This window comes from Mesorhizobium sp. CNPSo 4671 (assembly GCF_057784245.1).
On record NZ_JBWLUW010000002.1, the window covers coordinates 474285 to 497057 of the forward strand.

Genomic DNA, 22773 nt, shown 5'->3' on the forward strand with positions numbered 1-22773 from the left:
TTCGCGCAAGCATAGCAGATCGTAATGACAATGTCATTACGATCTATCGGAGAGCCAGAGGCTCCATCGAGACGCCGACCTGCGGGCACCCTCATTCGGCAATCGACCTGATAACCCTGGCCGGGTTGCCGCCGACAAGCGTGTTCGCGGGAACGTCCCTGGTCACCACCGAGCCAGCCGCGACGACGGCGTTTTCGCCCACCGTCACGCCGCCGATGACCGTCGCGCCGGCGGCGATCCAGACGTTGCGTTCGATGACGATCGGCTTTGCGGTGGTGAAGGCGCGCCGCCGCGCCGGCTCGAGCGGATGGCCTGAGGTGATGAGGCTGACATTCGGTCCGATCAGCACATCGTCGTCAATGTCGAGCCCGCCAAGATCATAAAACGTGCAGTTCTGATTGATGAAGACATTGCGGCCAATGCGGGTATCGGCGCCGCCGGTCGCGTAGAAAGGCGGGATCAGCAGAAAACCGTCATCCACTTGTCTGCCGATGAGGTCGCTGAACAGGGCGCGGACTTCGGCTGCGTCGTTGAACGTCAGACGGTTGAGACGGGTGGTGATCGCCATCGCCCGCTTGACCTCTGCCAGCATGGCCGCCGATTCCGCCGTTCTTCCGGGGATTATCCTGGTGTGACGGTCATCGACCATTCGTTGCTTTCCTCCGGGCACGGCCGAACGAATTTTGGCGCGTCCGCGCCGGGAGCGCCCTGGTTGTCTATTCGAGCATGATTCCGAAAGCCGGTTCCAACTAGGAGAACGTCTTACCGAACCACCAGCACCGGGATTGCGGTGTAGGACAGCACTTCCGCCGTCTGGCTGCCGAGAAGCAGCTTGCCCAGTCCGCGGCGGCCATGCGAGGCCATCACGATCAGGTCGCAGCCTCGCGCCTGCGACAGTTCGAGGATCGCTTCGGCAGGCCGTTTGTCCTCGACATGGACCACTTCGGCGGACACGCCGGCGGCATCGGCCGATGCCTTGCACTTGGCCAGAACCTCCTTGCCGTATTTGCGCGCCTCTTCCTGGTAGACGGCCAGTTCATCGCCGGCGGCAAAGCCGGCCATGGCGCCGCCCCAGGCGAAGATCGGGAATTGTTCCGAGACGGTGACGAAGGTGACGGTGGCACCGATGCCTTTTGCCAGGGTGAGGCCATGGGCAACGCCCTTGTCGGCCAGTTCCGATCCGTCGGTGGCGATGAGCAGATGTTTGTACATGATGATCTGACCTGTTGTGCAAGGGCGGTGCCCTCGGGGTGGCGGGAGCCTTGGTGCGGCTCGTCCTGATATAGTTGTGCCAGCGGGCTCCTCACAGGGCCAGTGTCATGTGGATCAAGGATGGGTGGAGGTGGCCCAATGGTCGGCCTTGGCGCTGCCCCTCATTGCCCTGCCGGGCATTCGTCACTCGAAAGCCAAGCAATTGGCTTATCGTCCGCTTTGCGGCGCTCCTCAGCTTGGCGCATGCATTGTCTTGTGCTGCGCTGGTCGACCCCCACTCCGTCTCGGCTTCGCCGAGCCACCTGCCGGGGCGAGCCACGGGTCTCGCCCGTCCTTCGGACCCCCCGATCGACGGGGTAGAGGAAGGGCGCCAAGCTTTTTGCCGTCAACGCTTTTTCAACGGGGCTCCCTTCCTTTCCCTCCGGAGGGGGAAAGGTGGCGCTGCGAAGCAGCGACGGATTGGGGGAACCACGTGGCAATCGGGCCTCGGGCTGACCAGTCAATCACAGAAGATGTGTGCATGGCGTAGCCGTTTACGGGGAGAAGATGGCGGCAGCCAGATGAAGGGCGGCGCCAACGCTCGAATTTATCAATTCAGACCAAGCGATTGCCAATCAGCCGATGCAGCCTTCCAGGATCGCACACTTTCAGCATCACCCCGAATTCCCCTTTCGGCAACCGTCCTCTAAGGTGCCGGCGGCATCGAAAGGCATCCCATGAGCGCATTACCCCAAATCCATCTGGTCCGGCATGGCGAGACGGCATGGAGCCTTTCGGGGCAGCATACCGGGCGCACCGACATGCCGTTGACGCCGGCCGGCGAGGCCGCCGCCCGGGGCGTGGCGGAGCGGCTGAAGGGCCTGTCGTTCTCGGCGGTTTGGTCGAGCCCCTCGCAGCGCGCCTACAACACCAGCGTGCTGGCCGGCTTTGGCGCGACAAGCGTCAGAAACGACGATCTGCAGGAGTGGGACTACGGCGCCTATGAGGGGCGCACCACCAAAGAGATCCTGGCCGAGCGGCCGGGCTGGAACGTGTTTCGCGACGGCTGTCCGCAAGGCGAGATGGCGGCCGATGTCGGCGCCCGCGCCGACAGGGTTATCGCCGCATTGCGCAAGGCCAATGCCGACATACTGATTTTCTCCAGTGCGCATTTCCTGCGCGTGCTCACCGCCCGCTGGCTCGGCCTGCCGCCGGAGGGCGGGGCGCTGTTCGTGCTCGATACGGCCAGCATCAGCGTGCTCGGCTACGAGCATGATCCGAGCGAGCCGGTCGTGCGCAAGTGGAATATGAAGTAGGGTAGCGACAACGCTGGCGCGAACGCCCCCTCGCGTTCGTCATCCTAGGGTCTGCGCCGCGTCGCTTCGCTCCTTGCTGCGCCCTAGGATGACGAACGCGTTGGGTGAGCTCGCTAATTTCCGATGCAGGTGCTGACCAACTCGAAACCCCGCGCCACCGCCTCCTACTTGTCGAACTTGCGGATCGCCTCTGCCGTCACCGGCGTGAAGAAATTCACCAGATTGCCGTCGGGGTCGCGAAACAGCAGCGAGCGGTTGCCCCAGGGCATGGTGGTCGGCTTCTGCACGGTCGTGTCCCTGATGAAATCCGACAGCCTGGCGAATTCGGCATCGACGTCGCCGACGCGGAATTCGAGGATGGCGGTGCGGTTGTCGGCGGGGCGGGCGATGTCGCCGCCGAACAGCATCAAGGTGCGCGTGCTGCCGATCGCCAGCGTGCAGGAAGGTGTTGCGAGTTCCGCGAAGTCCTCGGTGTAGACCGTGACCGGCATGCCGGTGATCTCGCCGTAGAAGCGCACGAGGCGCTGAACGTCCGAGGTGATGATGCGGACAGAGACGAAATTCATCGCAGGGCTCCTTGATCGCTGAAGCCGCGTGCGGGCTCCCGACCGATCCATAGCCCAGACCTCCTGCCAGCTTTCTGTCAGGAGAGAGATGCGATGATTACACTTCCTGCTCGGACCAGCTCTCCTGCACCATTGGCGGCAGGCCGAAGGCGGCGAACAGGCCGGGACCGAGCGGGGCGACATAGACCGTCAGCGAGGCGATGGCGCCATCGGACGGCTCGATGACATGCAGCGATTGCGCGCGCCATTCCGGCTCCTGATGGCGGCGGGCGTAGAGGGCGACGGCAGGCTGGCCGTTGGCCCGCGTCGCCACGGCGCGATAGCCGGCGTAATTGCTCCACACGGTCTTGAAGAAACCATGGATTGCGTGGCGTCCCCGGTACCAGTCGCGCCAAGGCGGCATGTGGTAGCTGGCGTCCTCACGCAGCAATGCGACGAAGCCGTCGAGATTGGCGGCCTGCCAAGCCCTGACATAGCGTTCGAGCAGCAGGCTTTCCTGCGGGTTGGGCTGCGATCGCTGCAAGGGGCGTCCTGCGGGATAGTGCTGCGCCAGGGTCACGCGCGCCCGCTGCAGGGCGCTGTTGACCGAGGCGGCCGAGCCGCCCAGCAATTGCGCGGTCTCCAGCGCCGACCAGCCCAGCACGTCGCACAGCAGAAGGGCTGCGCGTTGCCGGGGCGGCAGCAATTGGATGGCGGCGACGAAGGCCAGCCGTACGGCTTCGCTGGTCTCGTAGCGCGCATCCGGGCCGGGCTCGCCGTCGACAAGGTCCGGCAGCTCGGCGTCGGGGTAAGGCTCCAGCCAGGAAAGCTCGGCGGCTGGCCCGGCGGCGGCACGCCCTTCTGTCGGCGGCCGTGCGGGTTCTCCGAGAATGCGATGCGCTGTGCCCCGCGCCTTGATGGCGTTGAGGCAGGCGTTGGTGGCGATGGTGTAGAGCCAGCCGCGCGGCGAGCCGCGCCCGTCGAATTGCGCGCGGCCGCGCCAAGCCTTCAGCAACGTCTCCTGGACGAGATCGTCGGCCTCGTGCAGCGAGCCCATCATCCGGTAGCAATGCAGTTTCAGTTCGCGGCGGTGGGTCGCCGTCAGGCGCTCGAAGGCAGGCCGATCGAGGATCGGCCCGCCTGTCGGGCTCAGCGGCTCAAGCGGGCCGGGAGCGTCTGTCATGTCGAGCCTGCCATGCGCAATTCGCCTTGCATCCTGCGCGCCTCATGCCGCCGCCGCAAGGCCGCTGCCGCTCACCGTGAAGGCGGTGCCCTGCACCTTGCCGCCGGCCAGCGCCACCACGGCGCGTCCGACGTCGGCGGGCGTCTGCACATCGCTCATGCTGGCCAGGAAATCCGCCGGGCTGATGCCGAGATAGGCGGAAATGCCTAGAATGCCGCGCTGGCCGACGCCGGTGCCGGTCATGATGCGCATCGGCGCCAGCGCCATGAAGCGCAGGCCAAGGCCCAGCCTGTCGGCCTCCTTCTGGCTGTGGGCGGCCAGGAACATCTGCATTTGCTTGGCGCCGGAATAGCCGCCGGAGTTCGGCGGTCCGCCGCTGAATGCCGCGCCGCTGGAGATCAGCACCACGCGGCTGCCCGGCTTCAACCGGCCCTGCAGCGCTGCCCTGCAGAACAGGAACGATACCTTGACGTCCGTCTCCCAATTCGCCGAGAAATCGTCCCAGCTCTGGTCCTGGATGGAGGCCGACGGAGCGTAGGCGCCGGCGCAGATCACCAGCACGTCGGGCTGCATGGCGGCAAACACCGCGTCGGGCGCGGTGTCCTGCGTGGCGTCGGCGGCAAGCGTCTTCACGCCTGACGCCTCCCAGGAGAGCTCCTTCAAAGCTTCCGTGCCGCGGGCGACGGCAAGCACGGTTGCGCCTTCGCCGAGCGCAGCTTCCACGATCGAGCGCCCGACACCCCGGCTGCCTCCGACCACGACGACATTTTGTCCTTTCAACGATTGCATGGATCACCTCGCTTTTCCGGCCCGGAGGATTCCGGCGCCTGTAGGTGAAGACAGCGCGGATGAGCGGAAATCATCGGTGGGGGGTGAAAATAATCTGTCGCGGGCGGCCTGCTGGGCGTTCCCATTTGGGTAGCGTCTCAGTTTGAAATTCAGAAATCGTCGGTCGCGTTTGAAGCTGTAGGCGATACCGCCTATGCTTAGCGGAAGCATGGAGCCGTCTCGGCAATGGATTTCGTCCTAAAGTTTCTTTATCGCCCGCCTGGCGCGTCGGCTAGCAAGTACACTCATAGAGTGCCCATATCTGCGCCCGATAGGTCGGTGGCAATTGCCAAGGCTTGCGAGATAGTGGAACAGGACACGTCACAGTCAGACGGAGCGATGTTGTTTGTCGTGGGCGGTGATGTCGTTTGGATTTCAGAGGGCGGACCTAAGGGCTAGAAGCGCGCCGCAGACGTGATCGGCAATGCCGTCCGTGTCATCCGCATTACTACCGGCGGACAACCCCAACGACGTCACCGTGACGCATGATTTCGCCAATGTCGCCGAGGCGCAGGCCTTCATCAAAAACCCAAAATTGAAAGAGGCGATGGCGAGCGCCGGCGTGGTCGGTGCGCCAAGCATGTGGATCACCAACAAGGCCTGATCGACGTCTCCAACTCTGACTGACAGTGCTGCATGGCCAGGCCCGCTTTCTGCCTGGCGGGCGGGACGCTTGCTCAGCCCGCCAGCAGCGCCAGCTCCTCCGCCGTCAAATGCCGCGCCGTGCCCTTGGCGAGGTCGCCTAGAGGCAGCCGGCCGATGGCGATGCGGATGAGGCGCTTGACCTCGATGCCGTGTGCGGCGAGCAGGCGGCGGATGTGGCGGTTGCGGCCCTCGTCGAGCACGATCTCCAGCCAGGCAGTGCGGCCGCCGCTGCGCAAGAGCGCGATCGAATTGGCGGTCAGGGTCTCACCATCGACGGTGACGCCCGCGCGGAGTCTGTCCAGCATCTCGGTATCGGGCACCGTGCCGACCTGCACATGATAGGTCTTGGGCAAATGCGAGGCCGGGTCCATCAGCCGGTTGGCGAAATGCGTGTCGTTGGTCATCAGCAGCAGGCCTTCGCTCGCCTTGTCGAGGCGGCCGACCGGCGAGACGAAGGGCAGATCGAGCCCTCCCAGGCAGGCATAGACGGTGTCGCGCTGCTGCGGGTCGTCGCGGGTGGTGACCAGCCCGCGCGGCTTGTTGAGCATGACATAGACCTTGCGCTCGGCAACCAGCTTTTCGCCATCGACGGCGATGCGGTCGCGGTTCAGGTCGACGCGCCGCGCGGCATCGCGCACCACCTTGCCGCCGACGCGCACGCGCCCCTCGGCGATCAGCACCTCGGCCTGCGTGCGCGAGCACAGGCCGAGCTTTGACAGCGCGCGGTTGAGGCTGACGCCTGCGCTTGCCGGCCTGCCGGTGGGTGGTGGTCGTGATGCCATTCTGTCTGGGTCGCTGCGTTGTATCGGACAAATGGCATGGGAGGCGCGGGAATCGCAAGGCTGCGCAATCGCTCGGCACAACGAGCGGCTGGGCCATTAGCCGGCCGCCTACACCGCGGTCCCGACCAGCGCGCCGATGCCGGCGGTGAGCGCCATGGCAAAGGCGCCCCAGAAGGTCACCCGCAACGTTGCGCGAAGGATGTTGGCGCCGCCCGCCTTGGCGCCGATGGCGCCCAGCAGGGCAAGGAAGAGCAGGGACGCAAGTGAGACCGCCAGCACCAGCATGGGGGCCGGCGACACCAGCACCATGAGGAGCGGCATCGCCGCGCCCACGCTGAAGGTCGCCGCCGAGGTCAGCGCCGCCTGGATCGGCCGCGCCGTGGTCATTTCCGAAATGCCGAGTTCGTCATGGGCATGCGCGGCCAGCGCATCCCTGGCCATCAGCTGGTCGGCGACCTGGCGGGCCAGGTCCGTCTCCAGCCCGCGCTTGACGTAGATCTGCGCCAGCTCCTCGCGTTCGAATTCGGGCTGGGTCTTGAGTTCCTGGCGTTCGCGGGCGAGGTCGGCATTCTCGGTGTCCGACTGCGAGCTGACCGAGACATATTCGCCGGCAGCCATCGACATGGCGCCGGCCACCAGGCCGGCAATGCCGGCGACCAGAACCTGAGAGGCCGGCGCGGCGGCCGACGCCACGCCGACGATCAGGCTCGCGGTCGAGACGATCCCGTCATTGGCTCCCAGCACGGCGGCGCGCAGCCAGCCGATGCGCGACACCTGGTGGTTTTCGACATGCAGGCGACTCATGCTTTTCTCCTGATCTTGCCTTCGAGTTTCGTGGCCGCGGCGACCGTATTGGAAATCGTGCCGTACTTGCGGACATTCTTGTGCAGCAGCTCCAGTCGCTGGTCGGTTTCATCGGTGTCGACGACAAGCTCGTAGTCGATGGAGGCAATCCCCGGCGGGCTGTCACGCCGAACGGCATGCAATGCGACCCTGACGCCGCGCAGCTTGAAACCGAGCATCGGCGTGACGCGCTCGATGCCCTTGATCATGCACGCGGCGATAGCCGCCAGAAGCAGCTCGGCCGGATTGAAGGCGTCGGCCCGGCCCTCGAGACTGGTGTCGAGAACGAGTGCGGTGTTCTTGGTCGTGGCCACGCTGCCTCGCGCATCGGTCCGCTCTGCTTCAACGCTGTATTCGAACATGGTGCCATCTGCCTTGCCGTCCGCGCGGCGGGCGCCGTTCGGGTGTTTCTAGGCTCTTTTCAGCAACGCGGTTTGATCCAGGTCAGAATCCGGTCGCTCTGTTCCCGTTCACGTGCGCAGCACCCGGTAGATCGCGGGGATGACCAGCACCGTCAGCAGCGTCGAGGAGGCCAGGCCGAACAGCAGCGAGATCGCCAGCCCCTGGAAGATCGGATCGGTCAGGATCACCGCCGCGCCGATCATGGCGGCAAGTGCGGTGAGCAGGATCGGCTTGAACCGGATCGCGCCGGCCTCGATCAGGACCTCGCGCAACGGCCTTTCGGGTGACGCCGCGTGGCGGATGAAATCGACCAGCAGGATCGAATTGCGCACGATGATGCCGGCCAGTGCGATGAAGCCGATCATCGAGGTGGCGGTGAACGGCGCGCCGAACAGCCAGTGTCCGCCGAGGATGCCGATGAAGGTCAGCGGGATAGGCGTCAGGATCACCAGCGGCACCTTGAACGAGCCGAACTGGGCGACGACCAGGATGTAGATGCCGAGCAGGGCGACGCCGAAGGCAGCGCCCATGTCGCGGAAGGTCACCCAGGTGACTTCCCATTCGCCGTCCCACAAAAGCGTCGGCCGGCTTTCATCCTCCGGCTGGCCATGCAGCGAGATCGCGGGCTTTTGCAGTCCGGTCCAGTCCTGCGCGTCGATGGCCTTGCTGACGGCCAGCATGCCGTAAAGCGGCGCCTCGAAGCTGCCGGCAAGCTCGGCCGTCACCATTTCGGCGGCGCGGCCATTGTGCCTGAACACCGGGAACGAAGCGCGCTCCGGCGTCACCCGCACGACATCGCCGAGTTCGACCACGCCGCGGTCGCCGGGCAAGACATTGGCCGGAATGGGCGTGGTCAGGAAGCGCTCGTCGAGCGTCCTTTCACCCTTCGGCCGTTCGATGCGGATCGGGATCGGCTGGCGGCCACCGCCGCGATGCGAATAGCCGACGGTCTTGCCGCCATTGAGGATGGCGAGCGTGTCGAAGACGTCGCTTTCCTCGACATGGAAGAACTCCGCATCGTCGGTGGAAATCGTGGCGCGCAGCCGGCGTGCCGGCTGTCCCCAGGAGTTGTCGACGTCGACGATGAAGGGCACGGAGCGGAACGCCGTTTCGATCTTTTCGGCAACCTTGCGGCGCGTCTCGCCGTCGGGTCCGTAGACCTCCGCCAGCAGTGTGGCCATCACCGGCGGGCCGGGCGGCGGCTCGACCACCTTCAGGCTGGTGCCTTCCGGCACCGGGATCGTGGCGATGCGCTGGCGCACGTCGAGCGCGATCTCGTGGCTGGACCGGGTACGGTTCGCTTTCGGCAGCAGGTTGAGCGCCACGTCTCCCTGCTGCGGCTCGGTGCGCAGGACGGCATGGCGGACCAGGCCGTTGAAATTGAAGGGCGCCGCCGTTGCGGCGTGTGTCTGGACCGATCGAACCTCCTTCAGCTCGAGAACCCTGGCGGCGACGGCCTGCGCCACCGCATCGGTCGCCTCGACGGACGACCCTTCCGGCAGGTCGATGGTCACCGACAATTCGGACTTGTTGTCGAAGGGCAGGAGCTTGACCGTGACATGCTGCGTGTAGAACAGCGTGAGCGAGCCGAGCGTCAGCACGCCGACGGCAAGCAGGAAGGCCCAGCTCGCCTTCTTCGAGGCCAGGATGGGCCGGGCGACGGCGGTGTAGGCGCGGCCGAGCGGACCGCCATTGCCATGGTCCCCGTGGGCATGCACCGGCGCCCGTCCGGCGAGTTTGAGCATCAGCCACGGCGTCACCATCACCGCGACGAAGAAGGAGAAGATCATCGCCGCCGAGGCATTGGCCGGGATCGGGCTCATATAAGGCCCCATCATTCCCGAGACGAACAGCATCGGCAGCAGTGCGGCGACCACGGTCAAGGTGGCGACGATGGTCGGGTTGCCGACTTCGGCCACCGCCTCGATCGCCGCCTGCCGGCGGTCGCGCCCGCCGCCCATGGCCCAGTGGCGCGAGATGTTCTCGATCACCACGATGGCGTCGTCGACGAGGATGCCGATGGAAAAGATCAGCGCGAACAGCGAGACGCGGTTCAGCGTGTAGCCCATGACGCGCGAGGCAAACAGCGTGAGCAGGATGGTCACCGGAATGACGACGGCCACGACCATGGCTTCGCGGCGGCCGATGGCGACCCAGACCAGCACGATGATCGAGATCGTCGCCAGGCCGAGATGATAGAGAAGCTCGTTGGCCTTGTCGTTGGCGGTCTCGCCGTAGTTGCGCGTCACGTCGATCGCGATATCGCCCGGGATCAATCCGCCCTGGAGCAGGGCGACCCGGTGCAGGATGGCGTCGGCGACGGCGACCGCGTTCGAGCCGGCGCGCTTGGCGATGGCGAGCGTGACCGACGGCACACGCTCGACGCCAGCGCCAGCCCTGGTGACCGTCGACACCAGCGCATCACCGGTGTCGGTGGCGAAGGCGACGTCGGCGACGTCGCGGACATAGACGGGGCGGTTGTCGCGCGAGGTCAGGAGCAGGTTGCCGATCTGGTCGGGCGAGGCCAGCGTTTCGCCGGCGACGATGTCGATCTGCTCGCCCTTGTCGCGCACGCGTCCGGCGGGAAAGGCCTTGTTGGCGCCCGACACCTTGGCGGCGAGCTGCTGCAGCGTGACGCCGTAAAGGGCGAGCTTTTCCGGGTTCGGGTTGACGCGGATGATCTCTCCGGTGTCGCCGACCAGATAGGTCAGGCCGACATTGTCGATCTTGGCGATCTCGGTGCGCAGTTCGCGCGCGATGCGGGTGAGGTCGTTGGCCGTCATGCGCGCGGCTGTCTCCGGCTTCGGCGACAGCGTCAGCGTGACGATGGCGACGTCGTCGATGCCGCGGCCGACGATCAGCGGCTCGGGCACGCCGACGGGGATGCGGTCCATGTTGGCGCGCACCTTGTCGTGGACGCGCAGCACGGCAGCGTCCGACGAGGTGCCGACGATGAAGCGGGCGGTGACCATCACCTGGTCGTCGCGGGTCTGCGAATAGACATGCTCGACGCCGTCGATGCCCTTGACGATCGTCTCCAACGGTTCGGTGATCAGCTTGACGGCGTCGTCGGCCTTCAGCCCGTCCGCGCGTACGAAGATGTCGACCATCGGCACCGAAATCTGCGGCTCTTCCTCGCGCGGCAGCGTGAGCAGCGCCACCAGCCCGAAGGCGAAGGCGGCGACCAGGAACAGCGGCGTCAGCGGCGAGGCGATGAAGGCCCGCGTCAGCGCGCCGGCGATACCGAACGAGGCAGGACCTTTCATGGCGTGATCACGACATCGCCGGCCGCGAGGCCTGTCAGGATCTCTAGATAGTCGCCGTCGGCGCGCCTGGTCCGCTCGCCGGTGACCACCGCGCGTTCGGCCTGTGTGCCGCCGGCGGCGACGCGCACGAAATCGATCCCTGAACGGGTCGCGATCGCCGACGCCGGCACCAGCAGCGCGGAGCGCTCGGCGACCGGCAGTTCGACCAGGACACGGGCATCGATGAAATTGGTATCGAGATTGCCGACCTCGACGTCGGCGATGACGCGGCCATTGTCGATCTGCGGATAGATCTTGGCGAGGCGGCCGGGGGCCTCCTTGCCGCCGGCATTGATGCGGATGGCGGCGCCCTCTTTCAGGGAGGCCGCGTACCGTTCCGGAACGGCCAGCCGCAGGAACACGCCGCCGCCTCCGATGGTGGCCACCACTTCACCGGCCATGATGACGGCGCCGCGCGTCACCGGCACGGTCAGCACGCGGCCATCGCCTGGAGCAAAGACATCGCCTTCGGCGCCCTGCTGCACGATCACCGAACGCTGCGCCTCGGTCGCGGCAAGCTGGCTGCGCGCGACGTCGACCTCGGTGCGCAGCTGGTCAAGACGCTGCGCGGTCATGACACCCTTGTCGACCAGCGTCTGGCCGCGCGCGAGTTCGGATTGCGCGGTGTCCAGCTGCGCCTGCAGCGCGCGCAACTGGGCGTCCAGCGCGGCGACCTGAAAGGCGATCTTGTCGTCCTGGACGGTGGCGATCTTTTGCCCCGCCTTGACCGCTTCACCCTCGGTGACCGCCAGGTCGACGATCAGGCCGCCGATGCGGGCGCGCGCCGGGACGGTGTCGCGCGCCTCGACACGGCCATAGACCGCTTTCCATTCGGTCACCGTCGTTGGCGCCAGTGTCAGCGTGCCGGCAAGCGCCGGAGAGGCCGCCAGCGACGCGGCGAACAAGAGAGACATGCGCATGCGGGTCCTCCTTAGAACGCGCATCCCGGCTTGACGCCGAGTTTGCGGAAGACCATCGCCGCCGGGCAAAAGCCGGTGAACGCCGACTGCAGCATGTTGAGCCCGACGAAGACCGTCAGCCAGACAAACAGCGGCGAGACAAGGGCGGTGAGTACGACGGACAGCAACACCATGATGCCGGCGAAAGCGAGAACGGAACGGTCGAGGGACATCGTCATCTCCATTTGTATATGATCATATCTAAATATATGTACATTATCGTTGGCCGCAAGAGGCGGTGCCAGATTTGCCGCCGGCGATTGCGGATCTTGGTTCCCGCCAACCGCCGTCCGCGAAAAGCCCGGCCACGGCGGCTTGCTCCGGTCAGGCTCCCGGGACATCCGCTGGCGCCTCGACCTTGATCTGCTTGAGCTTATCGATGCCCAGAGCCTGCAGCGCGAGGCGCTCGTAGAAGGGCTCCGACTTGCCGGCCCTTATCTTGTGCAGGAAATACTTCTCGAAACCGACCTTGGCGGTGTGTACCCATTTGCCGGAGGACGACCAGTTGACGTTGCGCGGCGGGATCTGCGGCTGCGCCACGAAGGCGACGCCGGAATCGCCGAAATCGGCGAGGCAGACCGCATTCCACGTGCCCTGGGCGTCAGGCTGCTTGCCCTCCACCAGCCGGCCGATGTTGCGTGCCGTCGCCGTCACCATGGATTCGATCATGAAGCCGGTCTTGGGCACGCCAACGGGGACCGGTGTCTTGCCGATCGGCGGGATGGCCACGCAGACGCCGACCGCGAATATTTCGGGGAACGCCGGGTTGCGCTGGTGCTTGTCGACAAGGATGAAGCCGCGCGGATTGGTGAGCCCCTCGATACCGCGCACCGCCGCCACGCCACGGAAGGCCGGCAGCATCATGGCGTAGGCATGCGGCAATTCATGCGCCTGCCTGACCGACCCGTCCTCGGCGATTTCCTGGACGAACATCTTGCCGGGCTCGACCTTGTCGACCTTGGCGTTGCAGATCCACTTGATGTGATGCTGGCGCATCTCGCTCTCGAGCAGACCCTTGGTGTCTCCGACGCCGTCGATGCCGAGATGGCCGATATAGGGTTCGGAGGTGACGAAGGTCATGGGCACGCGGTCGCGCACCCTGGCGTCGCGCAACGCCTTGTCGAGGATGAAGGTGAATTCGTAAGCCGGCCCGAAGCAGGACGCGCCCTGGACCGCGCCGATGACGACCGGGCCTGGCTTGGCGACGAGCGCGTCGAAGGCGGTCCTAGCCTTGAGCGCGTGATCGATGTGGCAGACGGACTGAGTGTTGTGCTCCGGTCCGAGGCCCTCGATCTCGTCGAAAGCGAGTTCGGGACCGGTGGCGATGACCAGATAGTCGTAGGAGACAGATGAGCCGTCGTTGAGTTCCACCGTGCGCTCGACCGGGTGGACACGCCTGGCTCCCTGCGGATGAAAACCGATCTTGCGCCGGGCCAGCACCGGAGCAAGGTCGATTTCGACCGCTCGCCTGTCGCGCCAGCCAACGGCGACCCAAGGGTTGGACGGCACGAATGAATAGTGGCTGCCATTGTTGACGACGGAAACCTGGTGGTCCCCGGCCAGTCCGTCGCGAAGCTCGTAGGCCATGATGGTGCCTCCCAGCCCGGCACCCAGGACGACTATATGCGCCATGCTCTTCCTCCATTGCGGCGTCGCTTTGGCGCAACGCCGACGCTGCTGATCCCGCGGGATTGGCTGATTTTGCGCCATTGTGGCGGGCTGCGACTTGATGCTGATCAAATGACGTTGACGGAGCGAAGCACCGGTATCGATCCATCGACTTGACAGGCAGCCGTGCCAGACTAATATTATTTATAACTCTTAATATGATAATGTGTTCATATGCGCAATATAAAAATAGCCGAACTGGACAAGCAGGCGCGCGAAGCGTCCGAACTGCTCGCCGCGATGGCAAATGAAAAACGGCTGATGATCCTGTGCCATCTGCTGGACGGCGAGACGAGCGTGAACGAACTGGCCGAACTGGTTGCGATGAACCAGTCGGCGCTGTCGCAGCAGCTTTCAAAATTGCGCGCGCTCAAGCTCGTGGACACGAGGCGCGACGCCCAGCAGGTCTACTACCGGTTGGCATCTGTGGAGGTCGAGCGAATCCTGCACACGCTTTACGGCATCTATTGCGATCCGCAGACGCGGATCGCCAGGGGCGGCAGCCGGTAGTCTGTCGACCGACGGCAGGAATGCCTTACGCCGCTTGCTCGGCTTCACTGCCGATGCCGTCCAGAACGGCGAGCGCGTCGGCCGGCAGCTCCAGTTCGGCCGCCGCCAGGTTTTCGCGGAGATGACCGACCGAGGAGGTGCCGGGGATCAGCAGGATGTTGGGCGCGCGGCGCAGCAGCCACGCGAGCGCCACCTGCATCGGGGTCGCGCCGAGTTTGCGGGCGACATTGGCCAGCGTGTCCGACTGCAACGGCGTGAAGCCGCCGAGCGGGAAGAACGGCACATAGGCAATGCCGGCCGCGGCAAGCTCGTCGATCAGCGCGTCGTCGTCGCGATGCGCGATATTGTACTGGTTCTGCACGCAGACGATATCGGCGATGCCGCGTCCTTGGGCGATCTGGGCCGATGTGACGTTGCTCATGCCGATATGGCGGATGAGGCCCTGGCGCTGCAATTCGGCGAGCGTGTTCAACTGCGGCTCGAGCGATCCTTCGGCGGGGCCGTGGATGCCATGCATGGAGCGCAGGTTGACGACCTCGATCACATCCAGCCCGAGATTGCGCAGATTGTCGTGCACGGCCTCGGTCAGCTCCTTGGGCGACATTGCGGGAAGCCAGGATGCATCGGCGCCGCGCCGGGCGCTGACCTTGGTGACGATGGTGAGATTGGCGGGATAGGGGTGCAGCGCCTCGCGGATGATCTGGTTGGTGACGTGCGGGCCATAGAAATCCGATGTGTCGATGTGGTCGACGCCGCTGGCGATCGCCTCGCGCAGCACGGCGAGTGCGGCGTCGCGGTCCTTTGGCGGGCCGAAGACGCCGGGTCCTGCGAGTTGCATGGCGCCGTAGCCGAGGCGCTTGACGGTGCGGTCGCCGAGCTTGAACGTTCCGGCCTTGCTGATGTCGGTCATGGTCTCATCTCCTTTGGATCGGCCCAATGTAGACAAAGCGCGCCTGCGCGATAATATGGCGCAATCGGCACAGCCTGTGCGGAAAGGCGAACAATGGCGACGGATCTCGGCGACCTGCAGGCGTTCATCGCGGTGGCGCGCGCCGGCGGCTTTCGCGAGGCGGCACGGGTGGGCAATGTCAGCGCCTCCAGCCTTTCGGAGACGGTGCGGCGGCTGGAGACAGGGCTCGGCGTGCGGCTGCTCAACCGCACGACGCGCAGCGTCGCCCCGACCGAGGCCGGCGCGCGACTGCTCGAGCGGCTTGGCCCGGCGCTCGGCGAGGTCGAGGCTGCGCTCGACGTGGTCAACGGTTTTCGCGGCCGCCCGGCCGGCACGCTGCGGCTCAACGTGCCTGTCGTCGCGGCGAAACTGGTGCTGCCGCGGCTGTTGCCGCCTTTCCTCGCCGCCTATCCCGACATCCGCATGGAAGTGACCGCCGAGGACAGTTTCGTCGACATATTGGCGAGCGGCTGCGACGCCGGCATCCGCTATGACGAGCGGCTGGAGCAGGACATGATCGCGGTACCGATCGGCCCGCGCCGGCAGCGCTTTGCCACGGCCGCCGCACCGGCCTATCTCGACCGGCATGGCCGGCCCGAGCATCCGCGCGACCTGCTCGATCACGCCTGCCTGCGCGGCCGCTTCGCCAGCGGCCTGACGCCGCCCTGGGAGTTCGAACGCGACGGCGAGGTGGTGAGCGTCGAGCCGACCGGCCCACTTCTGGTCAGCACCGGCACGGCCATGGCGCTCGCGCTCGAGGTGGCGGTCGCCGGCGGCGGCATCGTCTCGCTGTTCGAGGACTGGCTGCGGCCCTATTTCGACGATGGCCGGCTGGAGCCGGTGCTGGAACCCTGGTGGCAGGAATTTTCCGGCCCGTTCCTCTACTATCCCGGCCGTCGCCTGACGCCGGCGCCGCTGCGCGCGTTTATCGATTTTGTCGGCACGATGCGCTGGGGGTGAGGGCCGCCCTGGCTACGCAGCCCGTCCGCACATCCGAACAATCCAAACCCGGTCCGTAACACTTTGTTTTCTTGCCCGGCGTATCCACGAGGGCAGCGTCGCCAATGGCCGATGCACCCTCGACGCATGAAGAAGGGGGACGAAGCATGGGTTCGCCCTGGTCCGAATTGCTGGCCAATCTCGCGGTCGTTGCGATGTTCGTTTCGGTCTGGATCCACACGCATGTGTGGCTGGACCGCAGGCCGGCCGCGGTTAAGGCGGTAGCCTTCGGCCTGCTGATGGGCGCCGGCGCCGTCATCCTGATGCTGACGCCGATGCAACTGCAGCCGGGCGTCCTGGTCGATCTCAGGGCGACGATGATTGCGATTGCCGGCTTCTTCGGCGGTCCTATAGCCGGCATCGTGGCCGGCGTCATGGCCGGTGCCTACCGGACTTTCGAGGGCGGCATCGGCGCCTTCGCCGGCGCGGTCGGGATCGCGGCCACCATGCTGGTCGGCATTGCCGGCAATCTTGCCCTTAGGGGCCGCGCCCCCGGCATGCGCGATATCATGATCCTCGGTGCGGCGGCAGCGTGCGGATCGCTGCTTGGCCTCAGCGTCCTGCCGCGGTCGGTCATCGAGTCGGTTTTGCCGAAGGTGGTGTTCCCCTCCTCCTTGCTGATCTTTGTCTCCGTGGCGATGTCGGGGCTGGCGATCTATCAGGAACGGCGCCGCCTCGAAGCGCTGCAGTCGAGGCGCATCTTCAAGGCCGTGGTCGAGACCTTGCCCGATTGCCTTAACGTCAAGGACCTTGAGGGGCGGTTCATCGCCGCCAATCCGGCAACGGCCGAACTGATGCAGGCAGCTAACGCCAAGGCGCTGATCGGCAAGACGGATTTCGATTTTTACCCGCGTGAGACAGCGCAGGAATTCCGCGAAGACGAGCTTGCCGTGCTGGCATCGGGCGTCGCCTCCACCATCGAGCAACACGTACACCATGAGGACGGCACCGATGCCTGGCTGGCGACGCTGAAGGCGCCGTTTCGCGACAGGGCCGGGGCCGTAATCGGCCTGATCACGCACAATCGCGACATCACCCAGCGCAAGCAGCTGGAAACCGAACTGGCCGAAAGCCAGGCCAGGCTCGGCGACGCGCTGACGCATATGGCCGACGGCCTGGTGATGTTCGATTCCAACGACAGGCTGGTGCTGTGCAACGCCCAGTACCGCGCCCTGTTTCCGAAGACGGCGGACTTGAGGGTACCCGGTGCTCACCACCGCGACATCCTTCGCGCCTCGGTGGCGCGCGGCGAAAGTGTCACGCCGCCCGACGCGGTCGAGGCGTGGATCGCCGACATCATGGCCCTGCAGACATTATCCAGCCACCGCCAGGTCCAGCTTGCCGATGGGCGCTGGCTCGATGTGCGGACCCGGCCGACCGGCGATGGCGGCAGCCTGAGTGTGTTTTCCGACATCACCGAGGCCAAGCAGGTCGAGGCAGAATTGCTGGCGGCCAATGAGAAACTGAACCTTCTGGCGCATCGCGACGGGCTGACCGAGCTGTTGACGCGGCGGGCCTTCGACGACGCGCTGGCGCTCGAATTCGCCCGCGGCCGGCGCAACACGACGCCGCTCAGCCTGCTGATCATCGATGTCGACTGGTTCAAGCGCTTCAACGACCAGTACGGCCATCCGGCGGGCGATGAATGCCTGCGCGCCGTCAGCCGCTGCATCGAGGCAACGGCGCGGCGGCCGGCCGACGCGGCGGCTCGGTATGGCGGCGAGGAGTTCGCGATCGTCCTGCCGGAAACCGATGCGCGGGGCGCCTTCGTCATCGCCGAAACGCTCAGGAGCAAGGTGCGCGACCTCCGGCTTGCGCATGCCGGCAGCGAAAAGGGCATCGTCACCGTCAGCATCGGGGTCGGCACTTTCGACGGCAGTGCCGACATCGAGATCGCCGATCTCTTGCGGCGCGCCGACGAGGCGCTCTACGGCGCCAAGGCCGCGGGGCGGGACCGGGTGCATGGCTGGCGCCCGCATCTCAGCGAGCCGCGCTCGACAGGTTCCCGGCGCAAAGCGTGAGCCCTGGCTGTCACGGCATTGTCATGGTCGGCTGCCATTAATCCATAAATCCGGATAGATGGATTGATGGACAAGACAACAGCATTGCTGGCGCTCGCAGCGCTCGGCCAGGAAACCAGGCTGGAGGTGTTCCGGCTGCTGGTTCGGGCCGGGGGCGAAGGTGTGCCGGCAGGCGAGATCGCCACGCGGCTGGGCACAGTGCAGAACACCATGTCGGCGCATCTGAAGATCCTCGGCCAGGCCGGACTGGTGCATGCCGAACGCGACGGGCGCAGCATCCGCTACACGGCCGACATGACCGGCTTTCGCGAACTCTTGGCCTATCTGATGGAGGATTGCTGCAATGGCGCGCCGGAGCTTTGCCAGCCGATCCTCCAGGCCGTGACCTGCAAATGTTGAGGTTGACATGACCGACCTTCGCCGCCGCCTCGCCGCCGAAGCGCTGGGCACCGCCATGCTGGTCGCCACGGTGATCGGCTCGGCATCATGGCCAGCCGGCTGACCGGCGATGTCGCACTTTCGCTGCTCGGCAACACCCTTCCCACCGGCGCCATTCTGGTGGTGCTGATCACCACGCTCGGGCCTATCTCCGGCGCGCATTTCAACCCGGCAGTCACACTGGTTTTCGGGCTGCGGCGCGACATCGGCTGGCCGGCGGCGCTGGGCTACATCGCGATGCAGATTGTTGGCGGTCTTGCCGGCACGCTGGTGGCGCATGCCATGTTCGAGCTCCCTTTGCTGCAGGTGTCGGCGACGATGCGCAGCGGGCAGGGGCAGTGGCTGGCCGAACTGGTCGCGAGTTTCGGCCTGGTCTTCACCATCCTTGCCGGCCTGCGCTTTCGCAGCGACGCCATCCCCTGGCTGGTCGGGCTCTACATCACATCAGCCTACTGGTTCACGGCCTCGACCTCCTTCGCCAATCCGGCGGTGGCCATTGCCCGTGCCTTCTCCAACACGTTTGCCGGCATCCGGCCATCCGATGTGCCCGCCTTCATAGCGGCGGAACTGGTGGGTGCGCTGCTGGCGCTGGCGCTGGCCGGGTGGCTGCTGGCTGAACCCCAGACCCTCCCTGACAAGACCCTCACGCAAATGAAAGCCGCGCCATGACCATCACCATCTATCACAACCCGGCCTGCGGCACCTCGCGCAACACGCTGGCGATCATCCGCCAGTCGGGCGAGGAGCCGCAGGTGATCGAATATCTGAAGACGCCGCCGTCGCGCGAAAAGCTCGTCGAACTGATCGAGGCGATGGCGATGACGCCGCGCCAATTGCTGCGCGAGAAGGGCACGCCCTATACGGAACTCGGCCTTGGCGATCCCAAATGGAGCGACGACGAGATCCTCGATTTCATGCTGGCGCATCCGATCCTGATCAACCGGCCGATCGTGGTGAGCCCGCTCGGCGTCGTGCTGGCCCGGCCGTCCGAGGCGGTGCTCGATATCCTGCCCAATCCGAATATCGGCCCGTTCACCAAGGAGGACGGCGAGGTCGTTGTCGACGCGAGTGGCAAGCGGGTTCCCTGAGTTATTTCGAAAATATCGAAATAGGGCTTGACGGTTTCCGTCGCCGACCTCATGCTATTTCCATGAAACTCGAACAAGCAGCGAAGCAGCTGGAAGCGCTCGGCAATCCGACGCGGCTGAACCTCTATCGTATCCTGGTCAGGGCCGGCGCGGCTGGCCGGCCGGTCGGCTTCCTGCAGGAGAGCCTCGGCATCGCCGCCTCGACGCTGTCGCATCATCTGCACCGCCTGATCCTGACCGGGCTGGTCAGCCAGGAGCGGCAGGCGACGACGCTGATCTGCCGCGCCAACTATCCCATGATGAACGATCTCATAGGCTTCCTGGCCGACGAATGCTGCGCCGATGCGGCCTGCAATCCGGCAGCGGATGACGCGGCCGCCTGATTTTTTGCCTGTTATTTCGATAATACCGGAAGGATAGAATCTATGGCCACGCAAAACGATCTGCCCATTGCCATCATCGGCGCCGGTCCGGTTGGCCTGGCAGCCGCCGTTCATCTCATGGCCCGGGGCCTGCCGGTAAAACTCTATGAGGCCGGCAGCGGTGTCGCGGCCAATTTGCGCGATTGGGGCCATGTGCGGGTGTTCACGCCGTGGCGCTATTGCGTTGACCAGGCGGCCAGGAAGCTGCTCGAAAGCCATGGCTGGCGGATGCCGGACGCGGAAGCCTTCCCGACCGCCGATGACCTCGCGGCGCGCTATCTCGAGCCGCTCGCCAGCCTGCCGGAACTTACGCCGGCAATCGAAACCAAGGCGCGTGTCGTTGCCATATCGCGCTGGGGCGCCGACAAGGTGCGCGGCAGCGAGCGCGCGGCACGGCCCTTCATGCTCGTGGTCGAAACCGCCGATGGCACAAGGCGCGACAGCGCCCGCGCGGTCATCGACGCCTCCGGAACATGGCGCACGCCCAACCCGCTCGGCGCCGGCGGCATCGCCGCGGAGGGCGAGGCGGACTTCGCCGACCGCATCGCCTATGGCATACCCGATGTCCTCGGCCGAGACCGCGCGCTTTATGGCGGCCGCACGACGCTGGTGGCCGGTTCGGGCCACTCGGCGGCCAACGCCTTGCTCGACCTTGCCAGACTGGCGGATGAAGCGCCCGGCACGGCCTTCATCTGGGCGGTGCGCGGAACCGATCTCGTGCGCATCTATGGCGGCGGCGACGCGGACCAATTGCCGGCGCGCGGCGAACTTGGCGCCGATGTCCGCGAGCTCGCCGAAAGCGGCCGCGTCCAGCTGGTGACCGGCTTTGCGACGCTTGCGATCCGCGAGCGTGACGGAAGGCTGATCGTCGAGGGGCAGGGCCAAGACGGTTTGCTGGAGTTGGGGCCGGTCGACCGCATCATCGCCGCGACGGGGCAGCGCCCGGACCTGTCGCTGACAAGGGAACTCAGGCTCGACCTCGATCCGTGGCTGGAAGGCGTCAAGGCGCTCGGTCCGCTCATCGATCCCAACGAGCATTCCTGCGGCGACGTGCCGCCGCACGGCCACCGCGAGCTCAGCCATCCGGAGCCCGGTTTCTACACGGTCGGCATCAAGAGCTATGGCCGTGCGCCGACCTTCCTGCTGTTGACCGGCTACGAACAGGTACGCTCGGTCGCGGCGGCGCTTGCCGGCGACATGGCGGCGGCCGACGCCGTGCAACTGGTGCTGCCCGAAACCGGCGTCTGCACGGTGCCGGCAGGCCGCGCGTCGCAGGGCTGTTGCGGCGGGCCGGCGCCGGCGGCGATCGATGCCTGCTGCGTGGCGGATGCCGACGCCAAGGCGGCCGGCAAAAGCGGTTGCGGCTGCGCCGGCAAGATGGAAGCCGCCGAGTGACCGACAGCAAGATCCCAGCCTCGGCCATCTGGGCGCTGGGCGCCACGCAGATCGTCGGCTATGGCACGCTGTATTACAGCTACAGCATCCTGGCGCCGGCGGTGGCCGCGGAACTCACCTGGTCGCAGCAATGGGTGTTCGCCGTGCTGTCGGTGTCGCTGCTGGCGAGCGCCATCCTGGCGCCGTTCGCGGGCAGCCTGGCGGACCGGGTCGGGGCAGGGCGCCTGATGGTGCCGGGTTCGCTGGCGGCGGCAGGCGCGTTGCTGTTGTGCGCGCTGGCGCCGGGGCGCGCTGGCTTTGCGCTCGGCGTGCTGGCCATGGAACTCGCTTCGTGCTTCGTCCTCTACAGCACGGCCTTCGTCGCCATCGTGCAACTCGGCGGCGCAGGGCGCGGCATCACCCATCTCACCTTGATCGCCGGCTTCGCCTCGACCTTGTTCTGGCCCTTGACGACGCTGCTGCACCAGCATCTCGGCTGGCGCGAGGTGCTCGTTCTCTTTGCCGCGCTCAACGCTTTTGTCTGCCTGCCGATCCATTGGTGGCTGGCCCGGCTTTCGGGCCGCATCGGCAAGGCGCGGGAGAGGATCGTCCCGGCCACATCAGGCCTATCGGGCGTGGCGCCCGGCCGGCGATGGTCGCCACTGTTCATCTTGGTGCTGGCCGGATTTGCCATAGAGGGATTCGTGCTTTCGGCTGTTCTCGTGCAGATGGTGCCGCTGCTCACACTGGTCGGCCTCGGCGGCGCCTCGGTGCTGGTCGCCAGCCTGTTTGGCCCTTCGCAAGTGGCGAGCCGGCTGGTCAACATGCTGTTCGGCCGGGGTCTGTCGCAGACATTGCTGGCGCTCGGCGCGACCGCGGCACTCGCCGGCGGCCTTGCGGTGTTGCTCGTGGTGGCGCCCTCCGTCCCCGGCGCCATGCTGTTCGCCGTGCTTTTCGGCTTCGGCTCGGGCCTGATGAGCATAGTCGGCGGCACGCTGCCGCTCGAATTGTTCGGCCAGGAGCGCTACGGCTCCTATGTCGGCTGGATCACGGCGGCGCGCCAGTTTAGTTCCGCCTTCGCCCCGTTTGGCCTGACCTTGATGATATCAGGCCTCGGTGTTTTCCCGGCCCTGTGGTTCAATGTCGTGGTCGGCCTGTTCGGCGTCGCGGCCTTCGCCGCCATCGCCTTGATCAGACGGCAATCACGCAAGGCTGAGGAGAGCGGCACGGCCGCGGTCGCGCCGCACGCCGCTGGATGACCGTCTCCGGCGCCCCCGGATTTCGCTGACGGCCACCAGTTCGATC

Annotated in this window: 22 protein-coding genes and 2 pseudogenes; 11 read left to right on the forward strand and 13 right to left on the reverse strand. The window is 66.0% G+C overall.

The genetic code is table 11. The features are described 5' to 3' along the window. Positions 1-91: 91 nt before the first annotated feature. A complete protein-coding gene (locus AC04SF_RS06720; RefSeq protein ID WP_488477071.1) occupies positions 92-649 on the reverse strand; it encodes a sugar O-acetyltransferase in 558 nt (185 codons plus the stop codon). A 113-nt stretch (positions 650-762) separates the two neighbouring features. Then, positions 763-1212 carry a universal stress protein gene (locus AC04SF_RS06725; protein WP_488477072.1) on the reverse strand — a complete coding sequence of 150 codons (450 nt, stop codon included), beginning with the start codon at positions 1210-1212 and terminating at the stop codon, positions 763-765. Positions 1213-1928: 716 nt separating this feature from the next. Here AC04SF_RS06725 and AC04SF_RS06730 point away from each other — a divergent pair. Further along, entirely contained in the window at positions 1929-2507 is a 579-nt protein-coding gene (locus AC04SF_RS06730) for a histidine phosphatase family protein (protein ID WP_488477073.1), read from the forward strand. A 164-nt stretch (positions 2508-2671) separates the two neighbouring features. On the opposite strand, the gene AC04SF_RS06735 is transcribed toward AC04SF_RS06730, so the two are convergent. The 3 genes from AC04SF_RS06735 to AC04SF_RS06745 form a co-directional block, all read right to left on the reverse strand. Beyond that, on the reverse strand, positions 2672-3073 hold the full coding sequence (locus tag AC04SF_RS06735; protein WP_488477074.1) for a VOC family protein: 402 nt from the start codon (positions 3071-3073) through the stop codon (positions 2672-2674). 97 nt (positions 3074-3170) lie between these two features. Further along, entirely contained in the window at positions 3171-4235 is a 1065-nt protein-coding gene (locus AC04SF_RS06740) for a sigma-70 family RNA polymerase sigma factor (protein ID WP_488477075.1), read from the reverse strand. Between the two features lie 42 nt (positions 4236-4277). Beyond that, entirely contained in the window at positions 4278-5024 is a 747-nt protein-coding gene (locus tag AC04SF_RS06745; protein WP_488477076.1) for an SDR family oxidoreductase, read from the reverse strand. A 496-nt stretch (positions 5025-5520) separates the two neighbouring features. Between AC04SF_RS06745 and AC04SF_RS06750 the strand changes: the two are divergent. Then, positions 5521-5667, forward strand: a pseudogene (locus AC04SF_RS06750) (cyclase); the annotation flags it as partial. Between the two features lie 73 nt (positions 5668-5740). Here AC04SF_RS06750 and AC04SF_RS06755 read toward each other — a convergent pair. The 7 genes from AC04SF_RS06755 to AC04SF_RS06785 form a co-directional block, all read right to left on the reverse strand. After that, complete coding sequence (locus tag AC04SF_RS06755) at positions 5741-6490, reverse strand: pseudouridine synthase (protein WP_488477077.1); 750 nt, start codon at positions 6488-6490, stop codon at positions 5741-5743. 108 nt (positions 6491-6598) lie between these two features. Then, positions 6599-7294 carry a VIT1/CCC1 transporter family protein gene (locus AC04SF_RS06760; RefSeq protein ID WP_488477078.1) on the reverse strand — a complete coding sequence of 232 codons (696 nt, stop codon included), beginning with the start codon at positions 7292-7294 and terminating at the stop codon, positions 6599-6601. After that, the gene (locus tag AC04SF_RS06765) at positions 7291-7695 is read right to left on the reverse strand and encodes an OsmC family protein (RefSeq protein WP_488477079.1); all 405 of its coding nucleotides are present in this window, start codon (positions 7693-7695) and stop codon (positions 7291-7293) included. The genes AC04SF_RS06760 and AC04SF_RS06765 overlap by 4 nt, the downstream gene beginning before the upstream one ends. A gap of 108 nt (positions 7696-7803) precedes the next feature. After that, complete coding sequence (locus AC04SF_RS06770) at positions 7804-11001, reverse strand: efflux RND transporter permease subunit (RefSeq protein WP_488477080.1); 3198 nt, start codon at positions 10999-11001, stop codon at positions 7804-7806. Then, the gene (locus AC04SF_RS06775) at positions 10998-11960 is read right to left on the reverse strand and encodes an efflux RND transporter periplasmic adaptor subunit (protein ID WP_488477081.1); all 963 of its coding nucleotides are present in this window, start codon (positions 11958-11960) and stop codon (positions 10998-11000) included. The genes AC04SF_RS06770 and AC04SF_RS06775 overlap by 4 nt, the downstream gene beginning before the upstream one ends. Before the next feature lie 11 nt (positions 11961-11971). Continuing rightward, complete coding sequence (locus AC04SF_RS06780; RefSeq protein ID WP_202358595.1) at positions 11972-12172, reverse strand: YgaP family membrane protein; 201 nt, start codon at positions 12170-12172, stop codon at positions 11972-11974. A 151-nt stretch (positions 12173-12323) separates the two neighbouring features. Then, entirely contained in the window at positions 12324-13631 is a 1308-nt protein-coding gene (locus AC04SF_RS06785) for an NAD(P)/FAD-dependent oxidoreductase (protein ID WP_488477082.1), read from the reverse strand. Between the two features lie 210 nt (positions 13632-13841). On the opposite strand from AC04SF_RS06785, the gene AC04SF_RS06790 reads away from it, so the two are divergent. Continuing rightward, positions 13842-14177, forward strand: coding sequence for an ArsR/SmtB family transcription factor (locus AC04SF_RS06790; RefSeq protein WP_202358596.1), 336 nt, complete (start codon positions 13842-13844; stop codon positions 14175-14177). A gap of 25 nt (positions 14178-14202) precedes the next feature. Here AC04SF_RS06790 and AC04SF_RS06795 read toward each other — a convergent pair whose 3' ends face one another. Further along, on the reverse strand, positions 14203-15087 hold the full coding sequence (locus AC04SF_RS06795) for an aldo/keto reductase family oxidoreductase (RefSeq protein ID WP_488477083.1): 885 nt from the start codon (positions 15085-15087) through the stop codon (positions 14203-14205). A 93-nt stretch (positions 15088-15180) separates the two neighbouring features. On the opposite strand from AC04SF_RS06795, the gene AC04SF_RS06800 reads away from it, so the two are divergent. The 8 genes and pseudogenes from AC04SF_RS06800 to arsK all read left to right on the forward strand — a co-directional run bounded on the left by AC04SF_RS06800 (position 15181) and on the right by arsK (position 22727). Then, entirely contained in the window at positions 15181-16086 is a 906-nt protein-coding gene (locus AC04SF_RS06800; protein WP_488477084.1) for a LysR family transcriptional regulator, read from the forward strand. Positions 16087-16232: 146 nt separating this feature from the next. Further along, positions 16233-18146, forward strand: a complete 1914-nt coding sequence (locus tag AC04SF_RS06805; RefSeq protein ID WP_488477085.1) for a diguanylate cyclase — start codon at positions 16233-16235, stop codon at positions 18144-18146. Between the two features lie 66 nt (positions 18147-18212). Further along, positions 18213-18545 carry an ArsR/SmtB family transcription factor gene (locus AC04SF_RS06810; protein ID WP_488477086.1) on the forward strand — a complete coding sequence of 111 codons (333 nt, stop codon included), beginning with the start codon at positions 18213-18215 and terminating at the stop codon, positions 18543-18545. A gap of 7 nt (positions 18546-18552) precedes the next feature. After that, positions 18553-19253: pseudogene (locus AC04SF_RS06815) on the forward strand (aquaporin). Continuing rightward, a complete protein-coding gene (arsC, locus tag AC04SF_RS06820) occupies positions 19250-19672 on the forward strand; it encodes an arsenate reductase (glutaredoxin) (protein ID WP_488477087.1) in 423 nt (140 codons plus the stop codon). The pseudogene AC04SF_RS06815 and the gene arsC overlap by 4 nt, the downstream one beginning before the upstream one ends. A gap of 62 nt (positions 19673-19734) precedes the next feature. Further along, positions 19735-20055 carry an ArsR/SmtB family transcription factor gene (locus AC04SF_RS06825; protein WP_488477088.1) on the forward strand — a complete coding sequence of 107 codons (321 nt, stop codon included), beginning with the start codon at positions 19735-19737 and terminating at the stop codon, positions 20053-20055. Between the two features lie 42 nt (positions 20056-20097). Next, positions 20098-21489 (forward strand): NAD(P)-binding protein, encoded by a 1392-nt coding sequence (locus tag AC04SF_RS06830; protein WP_488477089.1) that lies wholly within the window; start codon positions 20098-20100, stop codon positions 21487-21489. After that, complete coding sequence (gene arsK / locus AC04SF_RS06835; RefSeq protein WP_488477090.1) at positions 21486-22727, forward strand: arsenite efflux MFS transporter ArsK; 1242 nt, start codon at positions 21486-21488, stop codon at positions 22725-22727. Before AC04SF_RS06830 ends, arsK begins: the two co-directional genes overlap by 4 nt. Positions 22728-22773 lie beyond the last annotated feature (46 nt).